This window comes from Clostridium zhoujianii, assembly GCF_051590805.1.
Lineage (GTDB): Bacteria > Bacillota > Clostridia > Clostridiales > Clostridiaceae > Clostridium.
This window is the reverse complement of the sequence record NZ_JBPUTF010000003.1, coordinates 1-13,806: the sequence shown is the minus strand read 5'-3', so window position 1 is coordinate 13,806 and position 13,806 is coordinate 1. Positions and strand designations below refer to the sequence as shown.

Below are 13,806 nucleotides of genomic sequence, written 5' to 3'. Positions count from 1 at the left end.
CAATCACATTACACTTTGTTCTTTCAATTCACTAAACTCTAATTTATCTTCTCCTACAGAAACAAATAATTTATCTCCTATATTTACATTTCCCATTAATAATTCTTCACTAAGCCTATCTTCTACTTCTTTTGTTATTATTCTTCTTAGCGGACGAGCTCCATAATTAAGATCTATGCCCTTATCGAGTAAATAGTTCTTACATTCATCCTTAAATTCCAACTCAATTCTATTATCCTTTAATCTACTTACAATTGACTTAAGCATTAAATCTACAATTGATAGCATATCTTTCTTGTCAAGCTTATGGAATACTATGGTATCATCGATTCTATTTAGGAATTCTGGCTTAAATTTATTCTTAAGCTCTTCCATTATATTCTCTCTCATCTTTTCATATTCATTATCTATATTATCATCAATAGCAAAGCCCATTGTTTTTTGTTTCTTTATAGTATGCGCACCTACATTAGAAGTCATAATTATAATTGTATTTTTAAAATTTACAACTTTACCCTTTCCATCAGTAAGCCTTCCATCCTCCATAATTTGAAGTAAAATATTAAATACATCTGGATGAGCTTTTTCAATTTCATCTAATAATACAACTGAATATGGCTTTCTTCGTACAGCTTCTGTTAGTTGACCGCCTTCATCATATCCTACATATCCTGGTGGGGATCCTATTAGTCTAGATACAGCGTGTTTTTCCATATATTCAGACATATCTACTCTTATAATACTATTTTCATCAGCAAACATAGCTTCTGCTAATGCCTTACAAAGTTCTGTCTTTCCTACTCCTGTAGGTCCTAAGAATATAAAGCTACCTATTGGCCTCTTAGGATCTCTTAAACCAACTCTTGCTCTTCTAACAGCTCTTGCTACTGATTTCACTGCTTCTGTTTGGCCAACTACCCTTTTATGAAGAATTTCTTCTAATTTTAAAAGTTTATCACTTTCTTTTTCAGTAAGTTTTTCTACAGGTATTCTGGTCCAAGATGACACCACATTCGCTATATTCTCCCTTGTTACTTTAAGTCCTTGAACCGAACTTTGAGTAGTCCAATTTCTCTTGACATAATCTAACTTTTCTTTAAGCTCTTTTTCATTGTCCCTTAAAGTTGCAGCTTTTTCGAACTCCTGCACTCTTATAGCCTCTTCTTTTTCTTTAACCAAATTTTCGATATCTATTTCAATTTGTTTTATGTCTGGCGGTGCTATTAGATTTTCTATACGAATTTTTGCTGCTGCCTCATCCATTAAATCTATTGCCTTATCTGGCATAAATCTATCAGTTATATACCTATCAGATAATTCTACTGATGCCTCTAATGCTTCATCAGTTATTTTAACCCTATGATGGGATTCATATTTATCTCTTAACCCTCTTAATATTTCTAATGTTTCTTCCTTTGAAGGTTCTCCTACTGTAATAGGTTGAAACCTTCTTTCTAATGCTGAGTCCTTCTCTATATGCTTTCTATACTCATCTATTGTAGTTGCACCTATACATTGTATTTCTCCTCTAGCAAGAGCAGGCTTTAGTATATTTGATGCATCTATTGCCCCTTCAGCTCCACCAGCTCCAATTATAGTGTGTATTTCATCAATAAAAGCTATGATATTTTTATTACTTCTTATTTCTTCCATAACCTTTTTTAATCTATCCTCAAATTCTCCACGATACTTTGCTCCTGCAATCATAGAACTTAAATCTAAACTTACTACTCTCTTATCTCTTAATATTTCTGGTATATTACCTTCTATAATTCTTTGTGCTAATCCTTCTACCACGGCTGTTTTACCTACCCCTGGTTCACCTATTAAACACGGATTATTTTTTATTCTTCTGCATAGTATCTCCAACACCCTTTGATTCTCTAAATCTCTTCCTATTACAGGATCTAATCTTCCCTCTCTAGCCATATCAGTTAGATCTCTACTATATTGATCCAACATAGGTGTTTTATTATCTTTTCCAATAGCTTCACCACTATCTTTTACTTGATCATCCTCTTTACCAGATAAGAATAATACTAAGTCATTCTTTATTTCCTTAAAATCAAGCTTAAGCTGAGATAGTATCGTATACGCTACCCCTTCATCTTCACTTATTAATGCTAATAATAAGTGTTCTGGACTAACATATTTGTGCCCTAACTTTTTCGCTTCAATAAAGCTTTCATCAAACAACCTCTTAGTTCTTGGAGTCAATAACAACTCACCTTTTGGCATTGCGCTTTCTCCGTATCCTAAATAATCATCTACCAAAGCTCTTATCTCTTCAGCTTCTACTCCATATTTATTTAATAGCTCTTTAGAGTACCCACCTTCAGCCATAATACCTAAAAGTATGTGCTCTGTACCTATATAACCATGTTTAAAGTTTTGTGATTCTTTTTGAGCACCCATAATAACTAATTGAGCTCTTTCTGTAAATCTCCCATATGCCATATACAACACCTCCTAAAACTAACCTTGTCCTAATATATCTTTTACTAACTTTGCTCTCTCTATATTCTTCTCATTATCACTTAATACTTTTTCTGACTTACTTTGTATTACTGAATCTCTTGTGTCTACAAGTAACCTATTTAAAACCTTCTTATCTACTTTTAATAATGACATCTCAACACCCAATCTTAGATTCGATGATAAATCTAAAATCTCGTTATAAGTTAAGATTATTGCATTTTTTAGTATTCCATAAGACCTAAAAATTTTATCTTCTATTTCATACTTATATTTTGTCATGAGGATTTCTCTAGATTTCTTCTCCTCATTAATAATATTAAATACTACCCCTTCTAAATTACTAATAATTTCTTCTTCATTTACCCCTAATGTGATTTGATTAGACACTTGATATATATTACCACATGCCTTTATTCTTTCACCGTACATAGCCCTTATATTCATACCTACTTGATTTAATCCCTTAGATATATTCTGAATCTCTTCACTCATTGTTATAGCTGGTAAATGAATTATTACTGATGCTTTTATTCCTGTCCCCATATTTGTTGGTCTAGCTGTAAGATACCCATACTCCTCATGGAATGAGTATGGAATTTCCCCTTCAATAAAATCATCTATCTTATTTGATTCAATATACGCTTCTTTAATATTTAATCCATCTGCTATAGACTGTATTCTTAGATGATCCTCTTCATTAATCATTACTGATATAGTTTCATCCCTATTAATTACAAATGCACTCCTATCCCTTCTTTTTAAAAGATCCTCACTAATAAGACCCCTTTCAACATAGAATTTTGATGATTTATAATCCATTTCGTAAAGCTTAACTAACTCTAATTCTTCCTCTTCCATATTTCTAGATAATATTTCATAAACCTTATCCACATAATTAATAGCGTCCTCTAACTCCATCTTATCTGTAAATAGTAAATCCTCAAAGTTTCTAGCTAACCTCACTCTACTACTTAAAACTATATCTTCTGGTAAAGCTTCACTATCAATCCAATTTCTCATTTCTATTCACCTCTTCCTTAGCCCCTTCTAAAAGTTTAATTTCATCTCTGATAATTGCTGCCTTCTCATACTCTTCAGTTATTATAGCTTTTTGTAAATCTTGCCTTAACTTATTAATTCTCTTTTTTTCTATAAATTTATTTCCTGTCTTTCTTGGTATCTTTCCTATATGCTCTAGATCTCCTTGTAATCTTTTTATTACTGGTTTCAATGAATCTGAAAAGCTATCATAGCATTCACTACATCCAAGCTGTCCACTTTTCTTATACTGTGAATAGGTAAGGCCACATTTCTTACATACTACTTCTATCTTGCTACTTTTATTACCACTTTTCTCTAAAGATTCAAATAATCCTCCCAAAATATTTTGAAGGGATAAGTTTTCTGATTTACCTAATGAGGATAATAGTGGTACGTCTGAAATCTCTTTAGCACAATCATCACATAGCCAAAGCTTACTTTTTTCGCTATTAATAAATTTTATTATATGTATTGTTGCTACTTTTTTATTGCACTTCTCACACAACATATATATTCCCCCTTACACTAATACAACCATGAGCATTCCTTTTAATATATCTGCTCTTAATTTATTTCTATTCTCCATAGATGATAAAGTTCTATCATTAACCGCCATTTTCATGATTTCCATTTCTCTCTCCGTTATCATCTTTAAATCTAATAAGTTTTGAATTAAGGAAACTGCATTATGATAAGTTATAGATTCACCTATAGCCTCATAAATCACCCTATTTCTTCTTTCTGTTCCATCATAGCTTACTTGCTTAATTACTATATATCCCCCTCCTCCTCTTCTACTCTCTATAATATACCCTTTCTCATAGGTAAATCTTGTTGTTAATACATAGTTTATTTGTGATGGTGCGCATCTAAATTGATCCGCTAATTCGTTTCTTTGAATCAATACTTTATCTCCACCATTTTCATTAAGCATATCTTTTATAAAGTTCTCAATTATATCAGAAAGTCTTGCCATAATATCTCCTTTTTAAACTATTGTTTTTGACTTACTTTGACCTTTTCTTTATATATTAATATTTATTTTTATTTTTATCAAGTTTATTATATCTCATATGTTTAATTATATTACTTTTAGGGAAAATATATTTAAAGAAAGCTTTATGGAGGTTATTATGTTAATTCATTGGTTTGGTAAATGTTCATTTTTATTACAAGATTCTCTCGGTAGGAGAATACTTACTGATCCCTTTGACTTAAGCCCTACTGAAAGACTTTTAAATCTTAATCCACAAATAATAACATTAAGCCATGAGCATATAGAAGTAAATTCTAAAGCCCTTGAAAATAATAAGTGTTCAATAATTAATAAAGCTGGAGATTATAACTTAGATTTTTCAAGTATTGAAGGCTATCGTTCTTATCAAGATAAGGTTTTAGGAGTGAAAAGAGGCTTTAATATAATATATAAAATAATTTTTGATAATTTAAATATATGTCACCTAGGGCGTCTAGGTCATATGCTTACTGATGAAACCATAAATTCTTTGGGGACTATAGACATTCTATTTGTTCCTGTAGGGGGACAATTCACGCTAAACGGGCTAGAAGCAGCTAAGTTAGTAAAAAAAGTTAACCCCAAAGTAGTAATTCCTATGTATTATAAAACATCTAATTCATCATTATACTTAGATAGTCCTAAAGACTTCTTAACTTCTATGAAATACATAAGTAATTTAAAAGAAACTCTTTTAGATACAAATAATATTGACTTTAATATACATTCTAAAACAATTTTAATGAAAAAAAGTAGCTTAAATTGCATAGAAAAAAAGACCGTCTAAGGACGATCTTTTTAAGTATTATTACTCTTGTTCTGGTGCTCCTACTGGGCAAACATTAGCACAGTTTCCACAATCGATACAAGTATCTGCGTCTATAACAAATTGAGTATCTCCTTGGCTTATAGCATCTACTGGACATTCAGCTGCACATGCTCCGCAGTTTACACATGAATCATTAATTACAAATGCCATTAAAAACACCTCCTAAATTTTATGGTAATTACACCATAATTATTTTAACACGTTTTTTATTGTTTTTAAAGCACTTTATAAAATTTTACATTTCGCCTATATTACCATATAACCTATATTTTCTATAGATTCAATTATCTTATCCAAGCTTAAAAAGCTTTCATTATAAATGATTTGTACTTCCTTTTTCTCAAGAGATATTTCACAAGCAATAACCCCCTCATTGCTGGCAATTGCCCTTTGAATATTTCCAACATCCCCTGATTTACTAATATCACAAACTCTAATTATAGATTTCATGAAATCTCCTCCTACTTTTCATTTATAAGATTTTTTATAAGCTTCTTATCCTCTTCTGATTCAATTTCTAGTCTTATATCCTTTTCATCAACAGAGTCTTCATAGCTTCCAGAAACCAATTCTATATTTTCAATTTTAAACTCTTGAATTATTTCTTCATCGCCTCTCTTATATTTAACCTTAACAGACTCTTTAACGGTATTATTTCCTATTACTTCTCCATTACCTTCTTCTGTTGTAACTATTGAACCAACCTTAGGCAACCTCTTTCTTATATCTTCGTATGTGCTTTGCTCATAATTTAAACAGCACATTAATCTACCACATATACCTGATATCTTAGTTGGATTTAAAGATAAGTTTTGCTCCTTTGCCATCTTAATTGATACTGAGGCAAAGTCTCCTAGGAATGATGAACAGCACATAGGCCTACCACAAGGTCCTAGACCACCAATCATTTTTGCTTCATCTCTTACGCCAATTTGTCTAAGTTCTATCCTTGTCTTGAATATTGTGGCTAAATCCTTAACCAACTCTCTAAAATCTACTCTTCCATCTGCTGTAAAATAGAATATTACCTTATTATTATCGAATGTATACTCTACATCTATAAGCTTCATATGTAGATTATGTTCTTCTATTTTCTTTAAGCATACTTCAAGAGCATTCTCTTCTTTGCTCTTATTCTCCTTATGCTTAGCTATATCTTTTTCATCTGCAACTCTTAAAACACTCTTTAGAGGTGATATTATATCTTCTTCACTAATCTCCTTGATACCTATAACACATTCTCCAAATTCTATCCCTCTAGCAGTTTCAACTACTACATAGTCACCTTTGTTTATATTTAATTCATTCGGTCCGAAGTAATATATTTTACCGGCCTTTTTAAATCTTATTCCTACAACTTTTATCATTAATTAACCCTCCAAAAAGCCTATAAGCATTACACTTATAGTCATTGAATAATTTGTGTTACTCATTAAATTAACTCTCGCTTCTTTAACATGTTCTAACATTGAATTTAACTTTTTATAAGATAGTGAATTTGCTAATTCGCATATATCTTCAAATCTATCAACATTAATAATTATATTTTTGTTTTCTAACTCTTTATAAACCATTATATCTCTTATAAAGGAAGCAAGTAAGTTTAGTAATTCTTCCTTCTCAGTTTTATAACTGGTAAATTTATTTTCATAATCTAATACAGTACTACTATTTCGTTTTTCTATATCCTTGAGCAAGTCCACAATAGTACTTCTTAATTTTTCTAAATTCTCATCTTTCAGCATTTTCTCAGCTCTACCTGGTATACCTTCACCATATGCTAAAGCTGCTAGTATTTTATCCTCATTTAACTCCCCTAGTCTACTTATATATCTAATCATATCATCTTTCTCTATTGGAGTTAATTTATATATTTGACATCTAGATTTAATTGTATCTAACATTATTTCCAAGCTTTCACTTAATAAAATTATATATACCCCTGTTGGTGGTTCTTCAATTGTCTTTAGTAACGCATTCTGAGCTTGAACTGTTAATTTGCTTCCTTCATGAATAATAATTACCTTTTTATCTCCCTCATATGGCTTCTTAGTAACTTCTTCTATTATTTCTCTTACTTCATCTACCCCAAATGAAGCTTTTTTAGGTCTATAATGAATCATATCCACATAATTATGATCTATTTCTTTACCTAAAATTTTCAGTGCAAAAATTCTTGCCATTATGCTCTTGCCTATCCCATCTGGACCAACAATAAGGTGGGCATGTGAAAGAGTGTTTTTATCAGCTCTTTTCATAAATCCGTCAATTATATCTTTAAAACCTATAAAGTCTTTCACTATTCACCCTCCAATTTTATATTCTTATAAACTGATCTACATCTATTACAAAAATATTAGCTCCTCCAACCTCAACCTCCATAGATGATTGCATGTAAATCCCTGTATTCCCTGAAAAAGGTGTGGTAGAGGGAACTACCTCAGTTCTTTTCTTGCATATGTCCTTTATTATATTAACTACTTCCTCAGTCTTCTCTTTTTCAACACCTATCATAAGTGTTGTATTTCCTGCCTTTAAAAAACCACCAGTTGTAGCAAGTTTTGTAACCCTAAAATTCTTTTCTGTTAATGCATCTAATAAATCTAAGGCATCATCATCTTGAACTATAGCTATAACCATCTTCATAATATTAACCTCCACTATAAATACTTCCCTTAATTTACATTTTATCATAAACATTATGATATTTTATATAAAACCCTAGTAAATTTAATCTTAATGTCTCATTATGGTATATCTTTTATCTAAGACTCTAATCTTTATAGCATAATTTTCCTTATTATAATGATTTCTGATATATATAATTAAATATGTCCATTTCTATAGAGCATTTATATATGATTATTACCTTTTTTCATAATTATACACTAGATAAATACTATAATACTACTACATACCTATTTTTAATTAATTCTTTTAGACTAAATACTAGTTTGCCCCTATTTCTAGAGAAAGATATTAATTTAAAATTTATAATGCCTTTAATTATTTTCCTAATATATAAGAAAAAGCACGGGTATTCCGTGCTTTCTATTAAATATACTTTTTAATAGTTGTATATATTTCATCATTAATATCTTCAATTGTTCTTAATGTATCTCCATCATTACAACAAACCCTCTGCCATTCATATCTACTAGCTATCTCTAAAGCATTATTATAGCAATTCACTAAATAGTCTTTATTACTTTCGTGTATATCTTTTTCATCTTCACCAGTAAATTTATTTTTTCTCTTTGCCATTAATTTTTGGCTCATTTCAGGAGACATATCAAGGAATATTACACAGTCTGGTTTTGGTAATCCATACAGATCAAACTCTAAATTATATAACCATTCTAAATACTGATCCCTATCTTCTTTTTCCATCTTAACTGCTTGGTGAACCATATTTGAAGTTGTATATCTATCAGATAATATTACACCTCCATTATCATAAAATTCCTTCCAATCAGTTTTATATGACGCAAATCTATCTATTGCATAAAATGTTGATGCAGCATATGCATTTACGTCATCTGGCTTGCTTCCAAAGTCACCATTTAGATACATTTTAACTGGCATACATGCTGGACTTTCATAATTAGGATAGGTTATCTTTCTTACCTTATATCCTTCTGATACTAACCTATCATACAATCTTTGTGTTTGAGTAGCTTTTCCACTTGCATCCGTACCACTTTCAATAATTATTAGCTTTCCTTGTTGCATTCCTATACCACCTTTTCTAAATTAAGAATCTATTTTATATTTATCTTTTGAAATCTTACCTAGTTAACTTCTAATCCCCTATTTTCTATATATTTTTTAATTATAACTTACTATCAAAAATTTTTACTACCTTATTATATCATCTCATATATCTACATCAAAGTTAACTCTTAAAAATTCTAATATTATATATATTTCTACATTCATTCCAATCTTTATAAATATTTTTCACTATAATAGCTCAAAATAATAATAAATACAGATATGGAGGGCTAATTAATGAAACAAAAAATGATCTCATTCTTATCTAACATAGAAGATGAAATAAATAACTTATGTAAATTTTTATATGAAAATCCCGAAGAAAGTTATAAAGAAGAAAAGTCTTCAAATTATATTTCAAAGCTTTTAAAGAAATATAACTTTAATGTAACTGATAACTATCTTGATATTCCTAACTCTTTTTATGCTATAAAGGGCTCTGGTTATCCAAAGATATGCTATCTCTGTGAATATGACTCTATTATAAATGAAGGACATATAACAGGTCATAATGCTCTTACTACAATGTCAGTATCAGCTTCTATTGCTTTAGGGGAAGTTATAAATAATATAGGTGGATCTGTAGTACTTATTGGCTGTCCTGGTGAATATCTCGGTGGCACAAAAGCAACTATGACTAAACAAGGTACATTTGATGATATTGATGTAGTTCTTGAATGTCACCCTGATATAACTACCTCTGAAAGTGGAACGTCTTCTGCTATTATTCCTCTTAGTATTAAATACATTGGCAATAGCGGTTTAAGTTTTTTAAATAAAGGGAGCTATACATCACTTGATGCTATACTTTTAACATTCAATATACTTAACTCATTACTAAAAGGATTTCCTGAAGGTGTTGAAGTTAACTCTATTTTATCAAAGGGTGGATACACACCTCTATTACTCCCACTTGAAGCAGAGGCGAAGTTTTATATACGCGCACAAGAAACTGAAATGGCTGAACTTGCTGAAAATAAATTACGAGAGATCGCTAAATATGTTTCTTGCCTAACACATATTGAAAGTACTGTTTGCCTATATGAAACACCAAATGAAGAGCTATTAACTAATAGAACTTTAAATAGGCTGTTTAGTCATAATCTAAAAGAAAATGGAATCATAAACATTGGTGCTCCTAAAAATATTTATGCAGGTTTAAGTATAGGGATTCTTAGTAAAAAGCTTCCTTGCATTCATCCATATATATCTATAGTAGATGATTCTGGTATAGAATATGGAACAAGGGAATTTGCAAATTCTACACTATCAGAATTTGCACTTTCACAAATTAGAAAGGCTTCACTTGCATTAGCTTTTACAGGAGTTGATTTAATAGAAAGTGAAAACCTGTTAAAAGAAGTTAAAAGCGAATTTTACAGCAAAAAATAGAACAAGAGATATTCTCTTGTTCTATTCTATATTTAACTTTTTATGATATCTCTTTATTCCATTAATCAAATCTTTACTTGGTTCAAAATTAAACATTGATAATTTACCATTTCTTTTATAAACACAACATAACGATTCTGTACCTAAAATATCACAAGTATATTTTCCCATACATTTTACCTTGTATTCTTTAGGTAACTTATTCTTTTTCCCAATATAGACTATTTCGTCTATTCTTATACTCTCTAAATTCTTTTCATGCTTTCTATATAGCTTATTTATTATAAGTTTATTTGCTATTATTGAGTATTTATATGATATCTTACAACTCATATATTCTCTTAATATAAAAGCTGCTGTAACTACTATAACAAAGGTATTAGCTAACTGTAATAAAAATAAGTTATTTATCTTTAAAGCATCTATCCCTTCGCAAATATATAACATAACAGTAATTAGTAATAAGGTTATTGCAATAACATGAGTTCTCTTTCTTACAACAACTTCTTTGTGCATCATATCATATCCCCCAAATATTATAAGAATTTTTACAGACGATATTTGTGATTATACATAGATTTCTATTTTTTAGCTATGTCTATATATTATAATAATCCTTATAAAACCTCCATATTTACTGTTTACAGTGATTTACATCCTTATTTTAAAGAAATCTTTGTTATTTCTTTACTTATTGTTAGTTTGCAAAATAATAACCTTTTCATATCTATTCTTTCTTTATATTTTACAAACCTTTATAAAATAGTATAATTATATTGTACTGTATAGGAGGATAAGATATGATTCAAATTTATAAAAGTGTAGGTGAGAATAATCCAACCTTAACACTTTCAGATAACATAGAAAATGGTTCTTGGATAAATGTAGTTGCTCCTTCCGATGAAGAACTTATATTAATATCCAAAAAAACTGGTGTACCCCTTGAATTCTTAAAGGCTCCTCTGGATGATGAAGAAACTTCACGTATTGATATAGAAGATGGTAATATTATAGTTATAGTGGATATTCCCTTTACTGAAATGGAAGATAATTCACTAACCTATGATACTTATCCATTAGCAATTATCCATACTGAAACGCAGCTAATAACTGTTTGTTTAAAAAATAGTAAGGTTCTAACTGATTTTATTAATGGTAAAATTAAATCCTTCTTCACATTTAAGAAATCCAGATTTATACTTCAAATATTAAATAGAATATCTACATATTATCTGCTTTACTTACGTCAAATTGATAAGAAGAGTGTTATGATTGAAAAAAGACTTCATAAATCTATGAAAAATAGAGAATTAATCCAATTGCATTCTCTTGAAAAATCATTAGTTTACTTTTCAACATCATTAAAAGCAAATGAAATTACATTGGAAAAAATGCTTAAGCTTGAGATAATGCAAAAGTATGAAGATGATAAAGATGTATTGGAAGATGTAATTATAGAAAATAAGCAGGCTATTGAGATGACTGAAATTTATAGTAACATACTAGCAAGTACAATGGACTTTTTTGCTTCTGTTATATCAAATAACTTAAATATAGTTATGAAGGTACTTGCATCAGTTACAATATTAATGGCTATACCAACTATTATGTCAGGTATATATGGTATGAACGTAGCTTTACCATTTGCAGATAATCCATATGCATTCTTTATAGTTATGGGGATTACTATTGGAATCTGTGGCCTTGTGGCATTATTACTATTTAAAAAGGATATGTTCAGTTAACAACATCATATTAAATTCATAGTATATACTAAAACTAAAGAGAGCTTATAGCTCTCTTTTTTTGGAGGTATTTTTATGTTGAAAGGACGAAGTCTTAAATATGGATCTACTATAGGAATTATTGCTCCTGCATCGCCTGAAGATAGATCTATTATCGATAAAAAAGTGGAGGTTTTTACAAACTTAGGCTTTAAAGTAAAGCTAGGTGATCATCTTTACGATAGATACGGTCATCTTGCCGGAAGTGATTCTAATAGGGGGAATGATCTGACTAATATGTTCTTGGATGATTCAGTTGACGGGATTATTGCTTTTAGGGGTGGTTATGGATCTATTAGAACATTACCTTATATAGATTCTAAAATTATTAAAAAAAATCCTAAATTTTTTTGTGGCTTTAGCGATATTACTTTGTTACTTAATCACTTTTCATCCCTTGGATTAATTACCTTCCATGGACCAATGATTAATTCAGATTTTAATGATGAAGTCACATTGAAGAGCTTTTTAGATATTTCATCTCATTCTAAAAGAGACTATTGCTATAATCTTATTAATTTTAATAACATATCATTTGTTCACCCATCTTCTTTCTCTGGACGAATAGTAGGTGGTAATCTGTCTATTATATGCTCTTCCATTGGTACCCCATATGAAATTGATACACGTGACTCTATATTATTAATAGAAGAAGTAAATGAATCGCCTTATGCAATTGATAGAATGCTTACCCAACTAATAAATAGTAATAAATTTCATAGGTGCAATGGAATAATTATTGGCCATTTAACTGGATGTGAACTATCAAATTATAGCCGTAGTTTCACATTGGAACAAGTTATCTATGATAGATTAAAGCCACTTAAAATTCCTTTAATAATAGGATTTCCATTTGGACATAGTTATCCCAATATAACAATTCCAATTGGATCTAAGGCTTATTTTTCTCATGAGGATATGAAACTTACAATTAAAGATAGTTTTTTATTATAAAAATTAATCCACAGAAAATGTTGAAAAAATTATTTTATAAACATTTTCTGTGGATAGTTTTCTTTGAAAATTCTTTTAAAAAATAAAAGTCTGTAAACTTTTGTTTACAGACTTTTTGTTTGGAGGCGCCACCCGGATTTGAACCGGGGATAAAGGTTTTGCAGACCTCTGCCTTACCACTTGGCTATAGCGCCATACCTGGTGGCTCGACCAGGAATCGAACCAGGGACACGAGGATTTTCAGTCCTCTGCTCTACCGACTGAGCTATCGAGCCACATTACCTAGCAACGTCCTACTCTCCCACACAGTCTCCCATGCAGTACCATCGGCGCTGTAGAGCTTAACTTTCCTGTTCGGAATGGAAAGGAGTGTTTCCTCTACGCCATCATCACTAGATTTATCAAAGATTGCTCTCTGAAAATTGCACATAGTATATATCAAGTATTCTCGTTATTTGTTTGGTCAAGCCCTCGACCTATTAGTATCAGTCAGCTCAATACATTACTGCACTTACACCTCTGACCTATCAACCTCGTGT

General features: G+C 30.2%; 15 protein-coding genes, 2 tRNA genes and 2 rRNA genes. 4 read left to right on the top strand and 15 right to left on the bottom strand.

What is annotated here, in order from left to right; genetic code table 11:
• Positions 1-3: 3 nt before the first annotated feature.
• The 4 genes from ACSYT2_RS14785 to ACSYT2_RS14770 are packed head-to-tail and all read right to left on the bottom strand — an operon-like array spanning position 4 to position 4,495.
• Positions 4-2,457, bottom strand: coding sequence for an ATP-dependent Clp protease ATP-binding subunit (locus ACSYT2_RS14785; protein WP_438385108.1), 2,454 nt, complete (start codon positions 2,455-2,457; stop codon positions 4-6).
• An 18-nt stretch (positions 2,458-2,475) separates the two neighbouring features.
• Positions 2,476-3,498, bottom strand: a complete 1,023-nt coding sequence (locus tag ACSYT2_RS14780) for a protein arginine kinase (RefSeq protein WP_438385107.1) — start codon at positions 3,496-3,498, stop codon at positions 2,476-2,478.
• Entirely contained in the window at positions 3,482-4,027 is a 546-nt protein-coding gene (locus ACSYT2_RS14775) for a UvrB/UvrC motif-containing protein (RefSeq protein WP_430857798.1), read from the bottom strand. Before ACSYT2_RS14775 ends, ACSYT2_RS14780 begins: the two co-directional genes overlap by 17 nt.
• A gap of 12 nt (positions 4,028-4,039) precedes the next feature.
• Entirely contained in the window at positions 4,040-4,495 is a 456-nt protein-coding gene (locus tag ACSYT2_RS14770; protein ID WP_430857799.1) for a CtsR family transcriptional regulator, read from the bottom strand.
• Between the two features lie 157 nt (positions 4,496-4,652).
• Here ACSYT2_RS14770 and ACSYT2_RS14765 point away from each other — a divergent pair, with 157 nt between their 5' ends.
• Positions 4,653-5,321, top strand: a complete 669-nt coding sequence (locus ACSYT2_RS14765; protein WP_438385106.1) for an MBL fold metallo-hydrolase — start codon at positions 4,653-4,655, stop codon at positions 5,319-5,321.
• A 21-nt stretch (positions 5,322-5,342) separates the two neighbouring features.
• Here the strand turns inward: ACSYT2_RS14765 and fdxA are convergent, their stop codons facing one another.
• From fdxA to ACSYT2_RS14735, 6 genes are all read right to left on the bottom strand, one after another.
• Positions 5,343-5,513 (bottom strand): 4Fe-4S ferredoxin, encoded by a 171-nt coding sequence (fdxA, locus tag ACSYT2_RS14760; RefSeq protein WP_430857801.1) that lies wholly within the window; start codon positions 5,511-5,513, stop codon positions 5,343-5,345.
• A gap of 96 nt (positions 5,514-5,609) precedes the next feature.
• On the bottom strand, positions 5,610-5,813 hold the full coding sequence (locus tag ACSYT2_RS14755) for a heavy-metal-associated domain-containing protein (protein ID WP_438385105.1): 204 nt from the start codon (positions 5,811-5,813) through the stop codon (positions 5,610-5,612).
• 11 nt (positions 5,814-5,824) lie between these two features.
• A complete protein-coding gene (locus ACSYT2_RS14750; protein ID WP_430857803.1) occupies positions 5,825-6,730 on the bottom strand; it encodes a PSP1 domain-containing protein in 906 nt (301 codons plus the stop codon).
• Positions 6,731-6,733: 3 nt separating this feature from the next.
• A complete protein-coding gene (locus ACSYT2_RS14745) occupies positions 6,734-7,663 on the bottom strand; it encodes a DNA polymerase III subunit delta' (RefSeq protein ID WP_430857804.1) in 930 nt (309 codons plus the stop codon).
• 16 nt (positions 7,664-7,679) lie between these two features.
• The gene (locus ACSYT2_RS14740) at positions 7,680-8,009 is read right to left on the bottom strand and encodes a cyclic-di-AMP receptor (RefSeq protein WP_430857805.1); all 330 of its coding nucleotides are present in this window, start codon (positions 8,007-8,009) and stop codon (positions 7,680-7,682) included.
• A 408-nt stretch (positions 8,010-8,417) separates the two neighbouring features.
• Positions 8,418-9,095 carry a dTMP kinase gene (locus ACSYT2_RS14735; RefSeq protein WP_430857806.1) on the bottom strand — a complete coding sequence of 226 codons (678 nt, stop codon included), beginning with the start codon at positions 9,093-9,095 and terminating at the stop codon, positions 8,418-8,420.
• 279 nt (positions 9,096-9,374) lie between these two features.
• On the opposite strand from ACSYT2_RS14735, the gene ACSYT2_RS14730 reads away from it, so the two are divergent.
• Positions 9,375-10,529 carry a zinc-binding metallopeptidase family protein gene (locus tag ACSYT2_RS14730; RefSeq protein WP_430857807.1) on the top strand — a complete coding sequence of 385 codons (1,155 nt, stop codon included), beginning with the start codon at positions 9,375-9,377 and terminating at the stop codon, positions 10,527-10,529.
• Positions 10,530-10,550: 21 nt separating this feature from the next.
• Here the strand turns inward: ACSYT2_RS14730 and ACSYT2_RS14725 are convergent, their stop codons facing one another.
• Positions 10,551-11,048, bottom strand: a complete 498-nt coding sequence (locus ACSYT2_RS14725) for a hypothetical protein (RefSeq protein ID WP_430857808.1) — start codon at positions 11,046-11,048, stop codon at positions 10,551-10,553.
• 281 nt (positions 11,049-11,329) lie between these two features.
• On the opposite strand from ACSYT2_RS14725, the gene ACSYT2_RS14720 reads away from it, so the two are divergent.
• A complete protein-coding gene (locus tag ACSYT2_RS14720) occupies positions 11,330-12,274 on the top strand; it encodes a magnesium transporter CorA family protein (RefSeq protein WP_430857809.1) in 945 nt (314 codons plus the stop codon).
• Between the two features lie 75 nt (positions 12,275-12,349).
• Positions 12,350-13,267: a S66 peptidase family protein gene (locus ACSYT2_RS14715; RefSeq protein WP_430857810.1), complete on the top strand. Its 918-nt coding sequence runs from the start codon at positions 12,350-12,352 to the stop codon at positions 13,265-13,267.
• Between the two features lie 120 nt (positions 13,268-13,387).
• Here ACSYT2_RS14715 and ACSYT2_RS14710 read toward each other — a convergent pair.
• The 4 genes from ACSYT2_RS14710 to ACSYT2_RS14695 all read right to left on the bottom strand — a co-directional run.
• Positions 13,388-13,461, bottom strand: a tRNA-Cys gene (locus tag ACSYT2_RS14710).
• Positions 13,462-13,466: 5 nt separating this feature from the next.
• Positions 13,467-13,542: transfer RNA gene (locus ACSYT2_RS14705), tRNA-Phe, on the bottom strand.
• Between the two features lie 5 nt (positions 13,543-13,547).
• Positions 13,548-13,664 (bottom strand): 5S ribosomal RNA (gene rrf, locus ACSYT2_RS14700).
• A gap of 62 nt (positions 13,665-13,726) precedes the next feature.
• Positions 13,727-13,806 (bottom strand): 23S ribosomal RNA (locus ACSYT2_RS14695); the annotation flags it as partial.